Annotated in this window: 15 protein-coding genes and 1 pseudogene; 12 read left to right on the plus strand and 4 right to left on the minus strand. The window is 68.4% G+C overall.

The window, feature by feature from the left end:
• Positions 1-2 precede the first annotated feature (2 nt).
• The 8 genes from LCHO_RS06010 (at position 3) to LCHO_RS06045 (ending at position 6,174) form a co-directional block, all read left to right on the plus strand.
• A complete protein-coding gene (locus LCHO_RS06010; RefSeq protein ID WP_012346235.1) occupies positions 3-851 on the plus strand; it encodes a branched-chain amino acid ABC transporter permease in 849 nt (282 codons plus the stop codon).
• 21 nt (positions 852-872) lie between these two features.
• Entirely contained in the window at positions 873-1,874 is a 1,002-nt protein-coding gene (locus LCHO_RS06015; RefSeq protein WP_012346236.1) for a branched-chain amino acid ABC transporter permease, read from the plus strand.
• A gap of 16 nt (positions 1,875-1,890) precedes the next feature.
• A complete protein-coding gene (locus LCHO_RS06020) occupies positions 1,891-2,610 on the plus strand; it encodes an ABC transporter ATP-binding protein (RefSeq protein ID WP_012346237.1) in 720 nt (239 codons plus the stop codon).
• A complete protein-coding gene (locus tag LCHO_RS06025) occupies positions 2,607-3,305 on the plus strand; it encodes an ABC transporter ATP-binding protein (RefSeq protein ID WP_012346238.1) in 699 nt (232 codons plus the stop codon). Before LCHO_RS06020 ends, LCHO_RS06025 begins: the two co-directional genes overlap by 4 nt.
• Positions 3,306-3,340: 35 nt before the next feature.
• A complete protein-coding gene (locus tag LCHO_RS06030) occupies positions 3,341-4,531 on the plus strand; it encodes an ABC transporter substrate-binding protein (RefSeq protein WP_012346239.1) in 1,191 nt (396 codons plus the stop codon).
• A 71-nt stretch (positions 4,532-4,602) separates the two neighbouring features.
• Positions 4,603-5,190: a hemerythrin domain-containing protein gene (locus LCHO_RS06035; protein ID WP_012346240.1), complete on the plus strand. Its 588-nt coding sequence runs from the start codon at positions 4,603-4,605 to the stop codon at positions 5,188-5,190.
• A 122-nt stretch (positions 5,191-5,312) separates the two neighbouring features.
• Complete coding sequence (locus tag LCHO_RS06040; protein ID WP_012346241.1) at positions 5,313-5,573, plus strand: PepSY domain-containing protein; 261 nt, start codon at positions 5,313-5,315, stop codon at positions 5,571-5,573.
• 37 nt (positions 5,574-5,610) lie between these two features.
• Positions 5,611-6,174, plus strand: a complete 564-nt coding sequence (locus LCHO_RS06045; RefSeq protein WP_223210509.1) for a cytochrome b/b6 domain-containing protein — start codon at positions 5,611-5,613, stop codon at positions 6,172-6,174.
• A 12-nt stretch (positions 6,175-6,186) separates the two neighbouring features.
• Here the strand turns inward: LCHO_RS06045 and LCHO_RS06050 are convergent, their stop codons facing one another.
• The 3 genes from LCHO_RS06050 to LCHO_RS06060 are packed head-to-tail and all read right to left on the minus strand — an operon-like array spanning position 6,187 to position 10,066.
• Complete coding sequence (locus LCHO_RS06050) at positions 6,187-7,758, minus strand: acyl CoA:acetate/3-ketoacid CoA transferase (RefSeq protein ID WP_012346243.1); 1,572 nt, start codon at positions 7,756-7,758, stop codon at positions 6,187-6,189.
• Positions 7,755-8,915, minus strand: a complete 1,161-nt coding sequence (locus LCHO_RS06055; protein ID WP_012346244.1) for an acyl-CoA dehydrogenase family protein — start codon at positions 8,913-8,915, stop codon at positions 7,755-7,757. The genes LCHO_RS06050 and LCHO_RS06055 overlap by 4 nt, the downstream gene beginning before the upstream one ends.
• Positions 8,916-8,923: 8 nt before the next feature.
• A complete protein-coding gene (locus LCHO_RS06060) occupies positions 8,924-10,066 on the minus strand; it encodes an ABC transporter substrate-binding protein (RefSeq protein ID WP_012346245.1) in 1,143 nt (380 codons plus the stop codon).
• Positions 10,067-10,237: 171 nt separating this feature from the next.
• Between LCHO_RS06060 and LCHO_RS06065 the strand changes: the two genes are divergently transcribed.
• From LCHO_RS06065 to LCHO_RS06075, 3 genes are all read left to right on the plus strand, one after another.
• Positions 10,238-11,266, plus strand: coding sequence for a Gfo/Idh/MocA family protein (locus tag LCHO_RS06065; protein WP_043703932.1), 1,029 nt, complete (start codon positions 10,238-10,240; stop codon positions 11,264-11,266).
• 65 nt (positions 11,267-11,331) lie between these two features.
• Complete coding sequence (locus tag LCHO_RS06070) at positions 11,332-12,144, plus strand: sugar phosphate isomerase/epimerase family protein (protein WP_012346247.1); 813 nt, start codon at positions 11,332-11,334, stop codon at positions 12,142-12,144.
• Positions 12,141-12,944, plus strand: coding sequence for an SDR family NAD(P)-dependent oxidoreductase (locus LCHO_RS06075; protein WP_012346248.1), 804 nt, complete (start codon positions 12,141-12,143; stop codon positions 12,942-12,944). Before LCHO_RS06070 ends, LCHO_RS06075 begins: the two co-directional genes overlap by 4 nt.
• A 412-nt stretch (positions 12,945-13,356) precedes the next feature.
• Here LCHO_RS06075 and LCHO_RS23130 read toward each other — a convergent pair.
• Positions 13,357-14,271: pseudogene (locus LCHO_RS23130) on the minus strand (inositol monophosphatase family protein); the annotation flags it as partial.
• 146 nt (positions 14,272-14,417) lie between these two features.
• Between LCHO_RS23130 and LCHO_RS06085 the strand changes: the two are divergent.
• Positions 14,418-15,176: an RNA methyltransferase gene (locus LCHO_RS06085; RefSeq protein ID WP_012346250.1), complete on the plus strand. Its 759-nt coding sequence runs from the start codon at positions 14,418-14,420 to the stop codon at positions 15,174-15,176.
• The last annotated feature ends 33 nt before the right edge of the window (positions 15,177-15,209 follow it).

Consider the following 15,209-nt stretch of genomic DNA (forward strand, 5'->3'; position numbering starts at 1 on the left):
ACATGTTCATCCACATCTTCAACGGCCTGGTCTACGGCGCATTGCTGATCGTGATGTGTTCGGGGCTGGCGCTGATCTACGGCCTGCGCCGGGTCGTCAACTTCGCGCACGGCTCGCTCTACATGCTGGGCGCCTACATCGGCTTCTCGATTGCGCAGGCGAGCAACTTCTGGGTCGCGCTGGTCGCGGCCCCCGCGGTGATGGCGCTGTTGGGCGTGCTGCTGGATCGCTGGGGTTTCCGCCTGCTGCAGCACCGCGATCCGCTGTCGGTGGTGCTGGTCACCTTCGGCCTGCTGCTGGTGATCGAGGACTTCGTGCAGACCGTCTGGGGCAAGAGCAACCTGTCGGTGGTGACACCGTCGGCGCTGGCGTTCTCCGTCGACGTGTTCGGCACCGCGCTGCCGGCCTATCGCATCGCGGTGATCGGCGTCGGCGCGGCCGTGGCGATCGGCCTGACGCTGTGGCTGCGCTTCTCGCGTGCCGGCCTGTTCGTGCGCGCCGCCAGCACCGACCCGGTGACGACCGCGATGCAGGGCGTCAACACCGACGCGCTGAGCGCCTTCGTGGTCGGCCTCGGCACCGCGCTAGCCGGCCTGGCCGGGGTGGTGGCGGCGCCGTTCCTGTCGCTGTCGCCGTCGATGAGCAGCGACGTGATCATCGATTCCTTCGTGGTCGTGGTGGTCGGTGGCCTCGGCAGCCTGGCCGGCGCGTTCGTGGCGGCGATGGTGCTCGGCATGGTGCAGTCGCTCGGCGCCGTCTGGCTACCCGACACCTCGGTGCTGCTGCCCTTCCTGCTGATGGTGGCGATCCTGATCTGGAAGCCGGCCGGCTTTGCCGGCAGCCGCACCTGAGACGCAAAGACGAGAACTCAGATGACACACAACCGCTTGTTCCTTTCCACCGCCGCCGCACTGGCCATCGGCGCGGCCCTGGCGCTGGGCGTCAGCTCGGGCACGCTGCTGTCGCTGCTGACCCAGGCCACGATCTACGCCGTGTTCGCGCTCGGCGTCGGCCTGCTGCTGCGCCAGAACGGCATGGTCAGCTTCGGCCACGCGCTGTTCTTCGGCTCGTCGGGCTACATCGTCGCGATCCTGCTGCAGCTGAAGGCCGTGCCGGCCGAGGCCGCCATCGTGATCGCGGTGCTCGGGCTGAGCGCCTTCGCCTTCCTGATCGGACTGGTGATCGTGCGGGTGCCGGGTGTCGCATTCGGCATGCTCACACTCGCCGTCGGCCAGATGGCGTATCTCACGGCGTCGCGTTCACGCGGCCTGACTGGCGGCGCCGACGGCATGTCGGTCGAATGGCCGTCGACGCTGTTCGGCTTGCAGACCTCGCTGCTGTTCAGCCCCGCCGGCATGCTGATGCTGAGCTGGAGCGTGCTGGTGCTGACGCTGCTGGCCATCGCCCTGCTGCTGCGCACGCGCTTCGGCGCCATCACCGAAGCCGCGCGTGACAACGAGGAGCGCGCCCGCTTCATCGGCATCCGCACGCTGATGCCGCAGGCGGCGCTGTATGCGCTGTCGGCGGGCGTGACCTCGCTGGCCGGCGTGCTGGCGGCGCTCAACACCGGCTTCATCTCGCCCGAGAGCCTGCACTGGAGCCTGTCCGGCGTGGCGCTGATGATGGTGGTGGTCGGCGGCACCCGCGCGCTGTGGGGGCCGGCGCTCGGCGCGGCGGTGTATTTCCTGGCCAAGGACGTGCTCGGCGATCACGCCCAGCACTGGATGGCGATCTTCGGCACCGCGCTGATCGTGGTGATCGTGTTCGCGCCCGAAGGGCTGTCGGGCATCTTGATGCGCCTCGTCAGCAGCCGCGCCAAGGCTGCCGGCGGTGCCGCCCCCCAGACCCCCGTCGCGGTCCGCACCGCGCACTGAACCGGAGCCGATGAACATGGCTGAATACGTATTGCAGACCGAGGACGTCGCCATCCACTATGGCGGCGTCAAGGCGGTCGACGGCGTGGCGATGACGCTCGAACGCGGCCAGATCCGCGGCCTGATCGGCCCCAACGGGGCGGGCAAGTCGACCGTGATCGACGCCATCACCGGACGGCGCCGCCTGACCCGCGGCAAGGTGGTGCTGGGTGGCCAGGACGTGAGCGCGCTCGGCGTGGTCGAGCGCCGCCAGCGCGGCCTGTCGCGCTCGTTCCAGCGCACCAGCATCTTTGCGCAGATGCCGGTGCGCAAGCAGGTCGAGCTGGCCTCCTGGAAGATGGGCATGGCCGACCCCGGCGCCGATGCCGACGACGTGCTGCGCGAGCTGTCGCTGCACACGATGTCTGACGTGATTGCCGCCGATCTCGGCTACGGCGAGCAGCGCCGCCTCGACCTCGCCATCGCGCTGGTCGGCAGCCCCACCGTGCTGCTGCTCGACGAGCCGATGGCGGGGCTGTCGGTCAAGGAATCGCTCGACCTGGCGCAGCACCTGAAGGCGCTGACCTCGCGCCGCAACGTCTCGGTGCTGCTGGTCGAACACGACATGGACGTGGTGTTCGGCATCTCCGATGTCGTCACCGTGTTCGAACTCGGCCGCGTCATCGCGGCCGGCTCACCCGCCGAAGTGCGCAGCAATCCGCGTGTGCGCGAGGCTTATCTCGGGAGCGCGGCATGAAGACGCTTTTGGCACTCGACAAGGTCAACGCCTTCTACGGCGCCGCCCACATCCTGCACGGCCTGAGCCTGCACGTGAACGAGGGCGAACGGGTCGCGCTGATCGGCCGCAACGGCGTCGGCAAGACCACGGTGGTCAACACCATCCTCGGTCTGGCCAGCCTGCGCGGCGGCGACATTCGCCTGCGTGACTACGCGCTGACCAAGCCGCGCACCTACATCGCCGCGCAGCACGGCATCGTGGTGGTGCCGCAGGGTCGGCGCATCGTCGCCAACCTGACGGTCGAAGAGAACCTGCAGCTCGGTGCAGCGACCGGCCGCAAGGGCCACTGGACCGTGCCGCGCATCTACGAGCTGTTCCCGATCCTGCAGGAGCGCGCGCACACGCCGGGCACGGCGCTGTCGGGTGGCCAGCAGCAGATGCTGGCGGTCGGCCGCGCGCTGATGGCCAACCCGGCGCTGATCCTGCTCGACGAGCCCACCGAAGGACTGGCGCCGGTGATCGTCGACCAGCTCGGCCGCATCTTCAACCAGGTGGCCGCGCAGGGCACGGCGCTGCTGCTGATCGAACAGAACATGACGCTGGTGGCGCGCGTGGCCGAGCGCTTCTGCGCCATGGCCAAGGGCGCCGTGGTCGCCGAAGGCCGCGTGCACGAAGGCAGCCTCGACGAGCTGCACCGCCACGTGATGGTTTGACGTTTTTTTACCCGCCCCCAGAAGGAGACAACACCATGATGAAGACCCGCCTCAATCGCCGCGCACTCGCCGCACTCGCCCTCTGCACCGCGCTGCCGCTGGCCGCGATGGCGCAGGCCAAGGACCCGGTGCGCGTCGGCCTCGTCAGCTCGAAGTCGGGCGTGTTCGCCCAGCAGGGCGAAGAGGTGATCCGCGCGATCCAGTTCGCCATCGACGAGGCCAATGCCCGCGGCGGCGTCGACGGCCGCAAGGTCGAGGTGCAGATCGCCGACGACGAGGGCACGCCCGACGCCGGCCGCCGCGTCGCCGAGAAGCTGGCGCGCGACGGCTACAACCTGCTGATCGGCGCGATCCCGTCGAGCATCTCGCTGGCGCTGGCGCCCAATCTCGAGCGCTGGAATGCGGCCTATTTCGTGGTGGCCAGCAAGAGCGACAAGATCACCGGCGACACCTGCAAGGCGCGGGTCTTCCGCACCAATCACTCGGACGCAATGGACATCGCCATGATCGGCGAGTGGGCCAAGGGCTTCAAGGAGAAGACCTACGCCTCGCTGGCGGCCGACTACGTGTGGGGCCGCGACTCGGCCGAGTCGTTCGCCAGGTCGGTCAAGGCGCAGGGCAAGGAGGTCAAGCTGCAGCTCTACGCGCCGCTGGGAACGAAGGATTTCTCGCCCTTCATCGCGCAGCTGAAAGAAGCCAATGTCGACGCGATCTGGGTCGCCGAGACCGGCCGCGACGCGATCGCCTTCGTCAAGCAGGCGCAGGAGTTCGGCCTGATCCCGAAGACCCGGCTGATCGGCCACGCGCTGATCCAGAACTTCATGATCAACGCCACTGACAAGGCACTCGAAGGCACGCCCGGCACCACCGGCTACACGCCGGACCTGGACAACCCGCGCAACAAGGCTTTCGTCGCGAGCTGGAAGGCCAAGTTCAACCGCCTGCCGACCGACAACGAAGGCCAGGCCTACAACGGCGCGCAGGTGATGTTCGAAGGTGTCAAGAAGGCCGGCAGTGCCCAGCCGGCCGATGTGGCCAAGGCCCTGCCGGGCGCCACCATCGATTCGATCTACGGCCCGGTGACGATGCGTGCGGCCGACAACCAGCTGGTGCTGCCGAACTTCGTCGGCCGAGCCAAGATGGCCGATGGCCAACTGCGCCCGGTCATCGAGCAGACCTTCGCGCCCGCGCTGATGCCGGCCGCATCGCCGCTGTGCAAGATCTGATCGACCGCAGCTGAACCCGCAAGGCGAGGGTGGGGCGCACCCCCCTTCGCCTTGATGACTGGAACGACCGAATGACGACGCCCTCCGCACTGACCATCATCCGCGCCGAACACCAGGCCCTCGCGGCGATCCTGCACGCGCTGCGCCACACACTGTGCGACATCCGCGATCACGGCGCGAAGCCGAACTTCGAGGTGCTGCGCAGCCTGCTGTTCTACGTCGACGCCTACCCCGAGCGGCTGCATCACCCCAAGGAAACCGATCACCTGTTCAAGCGCCTGCGCGAGCGCAGCAGCCAGGCCGCCGAGGTGCTCGACCGGCTCGACCTCGACCACGCCAGCGGCGAGCAGGCGATCCTGCGGCTCGAACATCAGCTGCTCGAATACGAGATGCTCGGCGAGACCCGGCTGGCCGAGTTTGCCGCTGCGGTCGAGCTGTTCTGCGACCGCTACATGGCGCACATGCATCTGGAGGAACTGGAGATCCTGCCGCTGGCCCGGCATGTCCTGACCGAAGAGGACTGGCTTTCGATCAACGCCGCCTTCGAGTCCAACCGCGACCCGCTGACCGGCCACAAGCCGGAGAAGGAATTCGAGGCGCTGTTCAGCCGCATCGTCAACCTGCTGCCGGCGCCGCTGGGGTTGGGTTCTGCAGCTTGAACTGACCGGTGCCTTGGGCCCTGTGCCTCTGACGGTCCGCTCATCTTTTCTTCATCTGCGCCATCTGTAATGCGTTCAGCCGATCGATGACGACCGGCTCAACACATGAAAGACACAGAACCATGAAGACCTTTGCTGCTGCTGCCGCCCTGACGTTGATCGCTTCTGCCGCGTTTGCCGGCCCCACCTGCAACGTGCCCGAAGACAAGTGGATGAAAGAGTCCGACTTCAAGAGCCGGCTCGAAGCCCAGGGCTACCAGATCAAGACCTTCAAGGTCAGCAAGGGACGTTGCTACGAGATCTATGGCTTCGACAAGGCGAACAAGAAGGTCGAGATCTATTTCGACCCGGCGACTGCCGCAGTGCTTGAAACCAAGTCCTGATCGCTGAATGGGCGCTGTGCCTTGCGCAGCGCCAATCTTGTTCTTCCACTTGCATGCCATCGCGATGACATCTACCCATCGGCCTGAACCCGTCCGGGTCTGGGATCTCTTCGTGCGCGTTTTCCACTGGTCCCTGGTGACGTGCATCCTTCTCAACTACTTTGTCGTCGACGATGGTGAAGACCTCCATCAGTGGCTGGGCTATGCCGCCGCTGCCTTGGTGGTGTCACGCATCGTCTGGGGTTTTGTCGGCACGCGGTATGCGCGGTTCAGCGACTTCTTTCCGACCTACCGCCGCATCCGTGATCACCTGAGCCGCTTGCGCTGCGGACAGGCCGACGGCCATGTCGGCCACAACCCGCTGGGTGCGTTGATGATGCTGGCGCTGATGGCGCTGGTGCTGTCGTTGGGACTCACCGGTTTTCTGCAGACCACGGATGCTTTCTGGGGAGATGAGCTGATGCAGGAAACCCATGAATGGCTGGGTTCCGCACTCATCGCGTCGGCCGGCCTGCACGCCGTGGCGGCCATCGTCATGGGACGTCTGGAGCGCGTGAATCTCGTGCGTGCGATGGTCACCGGCGTGAAGGTGATGCGCTGACCTGCGGCCTGTCTATCGGCTCGACAGCGCGCCCAGCCGATCGTCCTCGCGTCGGAAGTGCGACGCCGGCATCACCGCAATGTTCTCGGCCAGCCGCGGCACGAAGTCCATCTGGTCGAGCACGTCGCGCTGCAGATCGATGCCGGGCGCGATCTCGAACAGCTCCATGCCTTCGGGCGTCAGGCGGAAGTTCGCCCGCTCGGTCAGGTAGAGCGCCTGCTGGCCGCGCAGCAGCGCCTGCGGGCCGCTGAAGGTGACCTGGTCGACCTGCTGCACGAGCTTGCGCACCTCGCCGGGCTTGACCACGCACAGCGTGCCGTCGCCGGTTTCGAGCTGGACGCCCTTGGCCGCGAAGGTGCCGCAGAACACCACCTTGCGGGCGTTCTGGGCGATGTCGATGAAGCCGCCCGGGCCGACCGTCAGGCCGCCGAGTTTCGACACGTTGACGTTGCCCAACGCATCGAACTCGCCGAAGCCGAGGAAGGCGATGTCGAGCCCGCCGCCGGCGTAGAAGTCGAACTGTGTCGGCGCATCCAGCATCGCGCTGGCGTTGCGGGCGTAGCCGAACAGCACGCCGTCGAGCAGGCTGCCGCCGTAGGTGCCGTGTTCGATGGTCTGGTAGATGCGGTCGAGTTCGCCGCGCCGCGCCACCAGCTTGGCCACTGCATCGGGCACGCCGACGCCGTAGTTGACGACCGCGCCTTCGACCAGTTCGCAGGCCGCGCGCCGGGCCACCGCCTGGCGCTCGTTGAAGGGCTCGTCGCCAGGCGCTTCGAGTTCGAAGCGCTGCGGGCCGGTCAGTTCGCCGCTCAGGCTGGCGTCGAAGGGGATGTCGTAGCTGGTGCGCTGATCCGCGTCGACCACGATCGCATCGACCCAGGCGGCCGGGATGCGCACCTCGCGGGCCTTGAGCGCACCACGTGGCAGGCGCTCGCGCACCTGCACGATCACGCGGCCGCCACTGGTGCGCGCGGCCAATGCGATCGACGCGGCATCGAGATTGGCGGCCTCGTGTTCGAAGCTGATGTTGCCGTCCTCGTCGGCCGCCGAGGCGCGCACCAGCGCGACGTTGACCGCATACGGCTTGTAGCGCAGGTACTCGCGGCCATCGACCGTGACGACCTCGGCCAGGTCATCCTTGGCGCTCGCGTTCATGCGCCCGCCGCCGTGGCGCGGGTCGCAGACGGTGCCCAGGCCGACGTGCGTGAACAGCCCCGGCCGCGCGCCGCCGATCTCGCGCAGCAGCTGCGACGACACGCCACCGGGCAGGATGTAGGCCTCGATCTTCTCGTCCAGCGCGAGCTGCTGCATGCGTGGCGACCAGACCCAGTGGCCGCCGATCACCTTGCGCACCAGGCCCTCGTAGGCGAAGCAGTTCATGCCGCGCGACTGCTTGTCGCCGATGCCCAGCGCGTGCACGCACGTGAGATTGCGCGGCGTCTGGGTGGCCAGGAAGCGCCGCTCGACCGCCTGGAACAGGCAGGTCGCCTCCATCAGGCCGCCGCCGCCGCCCATCAGCGCCACGGTGTCGCCGTCATTGATCAACAGGGCCGCGTCATCGGCCGATACGAACTTGGATTTCATCGGTGTATGTCGAACAAGGCCGCGCCGCGCTTGAGCACGCTGCGGGCGATCACGGTGCGGTGGATCTCCGACGTGCCGTCGAAGATGCGATAGACACGGGCGTCGCGGTAATAACGTTCGATCGGCAGCTCCTTGCAGAAGCCCATGCCGCCGAACAGCTGCACGCCGCGATCGACCACGCGACCGAGCATCTCGGAGGCATGCACCTTGACCATCGCGATCCAGTCACGGGCATCGATGCCGGCGTCGATCATCGCGGCCGTGTGCAGCACCATCAGGCGCGAGGCGTTGATCTCCATCACGCTGTCGGCCAGCATCTGCTGGACCAGCTGGAAGTCGCCGATGCGCTGGCCGAACTGACGGCGCTCGTTGGCGTAGGCGGTCATCAGCTCCAGCACGTGGCAGGCCTTGCCGACCGCGCGTGCGCCGACCTGGCCCAGCCGCACGACGCCCAGCACGCCCATCGCCATCTTGAAGCCCTGGCCCTGCTCGCCGAGCATCGCCACCGGCTCCAGCGGCACGTTGTCGAAGAAGAGTTCGAGGTGCGGCGTGCCGCGCAGGCCCATCATCTTCTGGTCCTTGCCGACGGTGAAACCGGGCAGGCCCTTGTCGACCATGAAGAGGCTGATGTCCTTCTCGCCGGTGCGGGCCGAGACCAGAAAGAAGTCGCTCCACTCGCCGTCGCTGATGAAGTGCTTGCTGCCGTTGAGCACCCAACCCGAGTCGGTCTTCTTGGCGTGGGTCTTGATGCCCTGCGCATCCGAGCCCGCGCCCGACTCGGTGATCGCGATCGCGCAGGTGCGATCGCCACGCACGGTGGGTTTCAGCCAGCGCTCGACCTGCTCGCCCTGGCAGGCCAGCAGCGCCTCGTAGACGTTGCCGAAGGCGCGCCGGATCAGGATGTCGGTGGTGTGGCCGAACTGTTCCTCGCACAGCATGCGGTCGACCGTGTTCAGACCGCCACCGCCGAGCTCGTCGGCGATGTTCATCGCGTAGAGGCCGAGCGCCTTGGACTTCTCGTGGATCCGCTTGGCCTTCTCGGGGTCGAGCCGGCCGGTCTCCTCGACCTCGTCCTCGAGCGGCTTCAATTCGTCATGGATGAATCGACGCACCGTGTCGATCACCATCTTCTGTTCGTCGTTGAGCGCGAATGTCATCTTCGATCTCACTTCTTGCCCAGCGGCGGCAACGTCGCCACGACGACCTGGCGGCCGTCCTTCACTTCGACCAGGAAGCTCTCGCGGTCGAGATCGCCCTTGTCGTCGAAGCTCACGTCCATGATCACGCCGGGGTACTTGGCGGCCTTCACCTCCAGACCCTTCATCGCCTTGGCCACCGCCACGCGGTCGAGCTTGCCGGCCTTCTCGATCGCAGCCTTGAGCGTGTAGACGCCCATGTAGCTCTTGATGCCGTTGTGATCGGGGATGTACTTGTAGGCCTGATAGAACTTGGCCTTGAACTTGAGCATCTCGGGGTTGGGCGCATCGACCGTCAGGCCGACATGGCCGGTGACGCCGTTGGCCGCTTCGCCGGCCAGCTCGATCACCTTCTGGCTCACCAGCACGGTCTCGCCGATGATGGGCTTGCTCCAGCCCTGCTTGCGCAGTTCCTTGAGCGCGCGGGCCGATTCTTCTTCGGTCAGGTAGACGAACACCGCGTCGGCGTTGGCCTGCCTGGCCTTGATGACGGCGGCCGAGAAGTCGATCTGGCCCTGGTCGGTGGCCATTTCGCCGACGATCCTGGTCGGGCCGCCGTCGAGCAGCTTGGTGAGGGTGTCGCGCCCGCCCTTGCCGAAGTCGTTGTTCTGGTAGATCACCACCAGCGTCCGGGCCTTGGTGTTGATGTAGCGCGCCAGCTTGGGGAAGGAGCTCGACTGGCCGAAGGCGGTGCGGAAGACGTACGGGTTGCCCTGCTGCGTGATCGCCGCGGCCTCGCCGCCGGTGAAGTTGGGCACTTCGGCGCGGCGCGTCTCGGCCATGCTGACCATGATCGAGCCCGAATACACCGGGCCGAACACCGCGAACGCGCCGTCGTCGACCGCCTTGGCAGCCAGGCCCTTGGCGATGCCGGGCTGGGTCTGGGTGTCGGCGGTGGTGGTGACGATCTTCCGGCCCAGGATGCCGCCGGCCGCGTTGATCTCCTTGACCGCCAGCTCGACGCCGTCGCGGAAATAGGTGCCCGGGCTCGCGCCGCTGCCCGACAGCTCGACCACGTTGGCGATGCGGATGACCTCCTGCGCGTGGATCGGCGCCGCGAGCGCGGTCAGCAGGCCTGCGGCGGCGATGGCGAGGGTGTGGCGTCTGTTCATCGGAGTCTCCTGGAGGAATGGGGCCGGCGTGGGCTTTGCGTGACGGGTGTCGACAGCATAGTCAATTGTGGAACACAATTCAACTATTGGCATATGTTCCATCAGATGGCTTTCCCTACCCCGGTGTCCGTTCATGAAAGCGAGTCGTCCGTGAATCCACTCAGCCCCAAGATGCCCGTCGCGGTGATCGGCGCCGGCGCCATCGGCCGCATGCACATCGAGCGCCTGCTGCGCCACGCCGATGTCAGCCTGGCCGCTGTCGCCGATCCGACCGACGCCGCCCGCGCCCTGGCCGCCGAACTCGGCGTGCCGTGTTTTGCCGATCCGCGCGAGATGCTCGATCAGGTCCGGCTCGGCGGCGTGATCGTCGCCACGCCGAACTCGACGCACGCCGACATCGGCATCGCCTGCATCGAGCGCGGCCTGCCGGTGCTGATGGAAAAGCCGGTGGCCGACACGGTGGCCGATGCGCAGCGCCTGTGCGATCGGGCCGCAGCGGCGGGCGTGCCGCTGATGGTCGGCCACCAGCGCCGCCACAACCCGATCCTGCGCCGCGCCCGCGCACTGATCGCCGACGGTCTGCTCGGCCGGCCGGTGAGCGCCAACGTGATGGCGACCTGGCTCAAGCCCGACAGCTACTACCAGCTCGCCTGGCGCCGCCAGGCCGGCGGCGGGCCGGTGCTGATCAACCTGATCCACGACATCGACGTGCTGCGCTTCCTGCTCGGCGAGATCGAGTCGGTGCAGGCCGTCACGTCGAACGCGGTGCGCGGCTTCGAGGTGGAGGACAGCGCCGCCGTGCTGCTGCGTTTTGCCAGCGGCGCGCTCGGCACGCTGGTGGTTTCCGATGCCGCGGTGGCGCCGTGGAACTGGGATCTGGCCGCGGGCGAGGCGGCGCACTACGTGCAGCAGGCGGTCGATTCGCACTTCATCGCCGGCACCGAGGCCTCCCTGACCTTGCCGCGCCTGAACGTGTGGCGCTACCGCGGCGCGCGCGGCTGGCACGAGCCGCTGACGCAGGAGCGCAGCGCCGTGCACGCCGGTGATCCCTACATCGAGCAGTTGCGCCACTTCCGCGCCGTGGCCGAGGGCCGCGAGACGCCGCTGTGTTCGGGCCTCGACGGCCTGCGCACGCTGCAGGCGACGCTGGCGGTGCACGAAGCCGCGCGCAGCCAACGCCCGGTGAACCTGGCCGCCTGAGCCGGCGCCGCCCACATCCGCATCTGATCCGCATCCGACCCGAGACAACCGACCGAGACCCGACCATGAGCCGCATCTATTCGCTCGCCCAGTTGATGGCGCTGCCGTATTCGCCCGCCGAGATGATCCGTCTGGCCGCCGAGACCGGCTGCGCCGGCGCCGGCATCCGCATGCTGCCCACCGCGCCCGGCGGCCAGGCTTACCCGCTGATGGACGACGCGGTGATGCTGCGCGAGACGCTGGCGGCGATCGCCGACACCGGCGTCAAGGTGTTCGACCTCGAGGTGGTGCGCATCGGCGCGGCCTTCGACGTGCGCGATTTCCAGCGTTTCATCGAGATCGGCGCGCAGATCGGCGCGGCCCACATCCTGGTTGCCGGTGACGACCCCGACGAGGCGCGCCTGACGGCGTCCTACGCCGCCTTGTGCGACGCCGCGGCACCGTTCGGCCTGAGCGCCGACCTCGAATTCATGCCGTGGACCGCGGTGCCGAACCTGCGCAGCGCCAAGCGCATCGTCGGCGCGGCGGCGCGCCCCAACGGCGGCGTGCTGGTCGATGCGCTGCATTTCGCGCGCTCCGGCAGCCGGCTCGACGAGCTCGACGACATCCCGCGCGCCTGGCTGCATTACGCCCAGATCTGCGACGGCGCGGTGCCCGGCCCTGACACCGTCGAGGGCCTGATCCACGACGCCCGCTGCGAGCGGCTGTTGCCGGGCGAGGGCGGCATCGACCTGCGCGCGCTGTTCGCGCGGCTGCCGGCCGATCTGCCGGTCAGCATCGAGGTGCCGAGCGACAGCCGCGCGCCGCAGGTCGGTTATCCGGCCTGGGCTGCGCGTGCCAAGGCCGACACGCTGGCGGTGCTGGGAGAACGGGCATGACCGCGGTGCGTGCACTCGTGACCGGTGCGACCGGTGGCATCGGCCGGGCGATCTGCCTGGCGCTGGTCGAGCAGGCGCGGCGCGATGGCGCCGACATCCGCATCGCCGCGGCCGCCTCGCGCCCGGGGCCGGCGCTCGATGCGCTGGTGGCCGAGTTGACGGCGGCAGGGGCTGCGGCCACCGGTGTCTGCGGCGATCTCACCGATCCCGATTCATGCGCTGCGCTGGTGGCGCAGGCGGGCGAGTTCTGTGGCGGGCTGACGCTGCTGGTGTCGAACGCGGGCGCGTCGGGGCCGGGCCGGCTGGCCGACCTGTCGGTCGAGCAGTGGGACGCGACCTTTGCGCTCAACGTGCGTGCGACCTGGCTGCTGGCCCGCGCGGCACGGCCGCTGCTGGCCGGTGGAGGCAGCGTGGTGGCGATCGCGTCGATGTCGGGCCTGCACCCGCATCCGGGCTACGGCGCCTACTCGCCGGCCAAGGCCGCGTTGACGATGCTGTGCCGCCAGCTGGCGCAGGAGTGGGCCGACATGGGCATCCGCGTCAACACGGTCTGCCCCGGCATGATTCGCACGCCGCTGACCGAGGCGGTCTACCGGGATGAATCGGTCAAGGCGCAGCGCGAGGTGCTGGTGCCGCTGGCGCGCATCGGCCGGGCCGAGGACGTGGCCGCGGCGGTGGCCTACCTGGCGAGTGCCGGGGCGTCGTACGTGACGGGGCAGAACCTGGTGGTCGACGGCGGCGTGGCCGATCACATGCTGGCGCTGATCCCCGGCCGGCCGCAGAAAGCCGCTGCCACCTGAGGGGCTGCAGCGCGAGCGCCAGGACGGTGCGTCAGAACGGCGCGTCGTCGTGGCGCTTGGGGCCGCGCGGTGACGGGCGGCGCTCTTCTTCGGCCGGCGCGGGCAGGTCGGCCTTGCGGATGCGGGTCGGCTTGCGCACGGTCACGGTGGGCGCCACGGTGTCGACCGGGGTCGGGTCGAAGGCGGCGGCGAGCGCCTGGGCGGGCGTCATCGGGCGCTCGCTGGCGGTCGATGCGCGCTTGGGTTCGGCCCAGATTTCTTCGGCGCCGTCGTCGCCGGCGTCAACGGCGTCGATTTCATCGGCCTCGTCAGAGTCCTGCGCTTCGGCGGTTTCGGCAGCGCTGGCTGCGGCGCGCGAGGTCGGCGACAGCGAGCTGGTGGCGGAGATCGTGCCGGCAAAGCTGGCCGAGGTGGCGGCCGAGACCGGGGCCTTGCTGGCCTTGGGCGCCCGGGCGGTCTTGCCCGGAGCCGCCGCGCCTGCTGCCGCGCCGGTGTCGGCTTCGGCCTCGTCTTCCTTGATCACGCGGGTGTAGGGCGCCAGGATCTGCACCAGCTGGGCGTAGATGCGCGGGCTGCCGGTGACCAGTTCGCGCTGGTAGAGGTAGTCGGCTTCGCCGGTGAAGTTGCCGACCAGGCCGCCGGCCTCGGTGATGATCAGCGAGCCCGCGGCGATGTCCCAGGGGTTCAGTCCGGTCTCGAAGAAGCCGTCGTACCAGCCCGCGGCCACGTAGCACAGGTCGAGCGCGGCCGAGCCCGGGCGGCGCACGCCGGCGCAGGCCTGCATGACCTCCTCGAACATCTTCATGTAGCGCTTGAAGTTGTCACCCTTGCGGAACGGGAAGCCGGTGCCGATCAGGCACTCGAGCAGCCGCGTGCGCTTGGACACGCGCAGGCGCTTGTCGTTGAGGAAGGCGCCCTTGCCCTTGGTGGCGTAGAACAGGTCGTTGCGGTTGGGGTCGTAGACCACCGCCTGCTCGACCTTGCCCTTGTAGGCCAGCGCGATCGAGACCGCGTACTGCGGGAAGCCGTGGATGAAGTTGGTGGTGCCGTCGAGCGGATCGATGATCCAGACGTAGTCGCTGTGCTTGGCGCCATGCTCGCGGCCCGACTCCTCGGCCAGGATGGCGTGGCCCGGATAGGCCTGCAGGATGGTGTCGATGATGGCGTGCTCGGCCGCTTGGTCGACTTCGGTGACGAAGTCGTTGTGCCCCTTGCTGGTGACCGTCAGGCGGTCGAGATCCTGGCTGGCCCGGCTGATGATCGCCCCACCTGCACGAGCCGCCTTGACGGCAATGTTGAGCATGGGATGCAGATTGGTTTGCGACATGGCGAATCACTCGTGGGGCTGCCGCTCACGCGCAGGGCGTGATGGCGTTGGGGGGCTGGCGGGGGCAAAGAGCGCAGGGGCCGCAAGCTGCAGGCCCCTAAGATGAGGGCGAGATTCTATCCAAACCCGATTCCCGCTGTCCTGCCATGACCCCCGAAACCGATCCGACCCGCTTCATCCTGCTGCACACCAGCCATGCCGGCAACGTCGGTGCCACTGCCCGGGCGATGAAGGTGATGGGTTTTCGCGACCTGGTGCTGGTCGCGCCCCGTTTTGCCGACGTGCTCAGCCGCGAGGAGACCGTGGCGATGGCCAGCGGCGCGGCCGACATCCTGGTGCGCGCACGCATCGTCGCCACGCTGGACGAGGCGCTCGAGGGCATCCACGTGGCCTGCGCCACCGCGATGACGCCGCGCGATTTCGGCCCGCCCACCTCGACGCCGCGCGAGCATCTGCCGGCGTTGGCGGCCGGTGGCGAGCGGGTCGCGTTCGTGTTCGGCAGCGAGCGCTACGGCATGTCCAACGAGGAGGTCTACCGCTGCCAGATCTGCCTGTCGATCCCGACCCAGCCCGACTACGGCTCGCTCAACCTCGCGCAGGCGGTGCAGCTGATGGCCTACGAATGGCGCATGGCGCTGGGCGGCTACGACGTCAGCGCGCGCACGCCGGCGGTGCAGCGCGCCAGCCTCGACGAGGTGCAGGGCGCGCTGTCGCACTGGCAGGACACGCTGGTGGCGCTCGGTTTCCTCGATCCGGCAGCGCCGAAGAAACTCATGCCGCGCCTGCAGCAACTGCTCAACCGCGCGGCCCTGACACGCGAGGAGGTGCACATCCTGCGGGGCATTGCCCGTCTGGCTGCACGGGCTGCGGCCGCCGGCGATGTGCCGACGACACGCAAACCATGAGACAGGTTTCTCGCTCCCGCTCTCGGCGAGTGC

Source organism: Leptothrix cholodnii SP-6 (assembly GCF_000019785.1).
GTDB classification, from domain to species: domain Bacteria; phylum Pseudomonadota; class Gammaproteobacteria; order Burkholderiales; family Burkholderiaceae_C; genus Sphaerotilus; species Sphaerotilus cholodnii.

Excerpts from the sequence above, each read along its gene's own strand:
- LCHO_RS06010 (WP_012346235.1), top strand. The coding sequence starts at position 3 with ATGTTCATCCACATCTTCAACGGCCTGGTCTACGGCGCATTGCTGATC.
- LCHO_RS06015 (WP_012346236.1), top strand. The coding sequence starts at position 873 with ATGACACACAACCGCTTGTTCCTTTCCACCGCCGCCGCACTGGCCATC.
- LCHO_RS06020 (WP_012346237.1), top strand. The coding sequence starts at position 1,891 with ATGGCTGAATACGTATTGCAGACCGAGGACGTCGCCATCCACTATGGC.
- LCHO_RS06025 (WP_012346238.1), top strand. The coding sequence starts at position 2,607 with ATGAAGACGCTTTTGGCACTCGACAAGGTCAACGCCTTCTACGGCGCC.
- LCHO_RS06030 (WP_012346239.1), top strand. The coding sequence starts at position 3,341 with ATGATGAAGACCCGCCTCAATCGCCGCGCACTCGCCGCACTCGCCCTC.
- LCHO_RS06035 (WP_012346240.1), top strand. The coding sequence starts at position 4,603 with ATGACGACGCCCTCCGCACTGACCATCATCCGCGCCGAACACCAGGCC.
- LCHO_RS06040 (WP_012346241.1), top strand. The coding sequence starts at position 5,313 with ATGAAGACCTTTGCTGCTGCTGCCGCCCTGACGTTGATCGCTTCTGCC.
- LCHO_RS06050 (WP_012346243.1), bottom strand. The coding sequence starts at position 7,758 with ATGAAATCCAAGTTCGTATCGGCCGATGACGCGGCCCTGTTGATCAAT.
- LCHO_RS06055 (WP_012346244.1), bottom strand. The coding sequence starts at position 8,915 with ATGACATTCGCGCTCAACGACGAACAGAAGATGGTGATCGACACGGTG.
- LCHO_RS06060 (WP_012346245.1), bottom strand. The coding sequence starts at position 10,066 with ATGAACAGACGCCACACCCTCGCCATCGCCGCCGCAGGCCTGCTGACC.
- LCHO_RS06065 (WP_043703932.1), top strand. The coding sequence starts at position 10,238 with ATGCCCGTCGCGGTGATCGGCGCCGGCGCCATCGGCCGCATGCACATC.
- LCHO_RS06070 (WP_012346247.1), top strand. The coding sequence starts at position 11,332 with ATGAGCCGCATCTATTCGCTCGCCCAGTTGATGGCGCTGCCGTATTCG.
- LCHO_RS06075 (WP_012346248.1), top strand. The coding sequence starts at position 12,141 with ATGACCGCGGTGCGTGCACTCGTGACCGGTGCGACCGGTGGCATCGGC.
- LCHO_RS06085 (WP_012346250.1), top strand. The coding sequence starts at position 14,418 with ATGACCCCCGAAACCGATCCGACCCGCTTCATCCTGCTGCACACCAGC.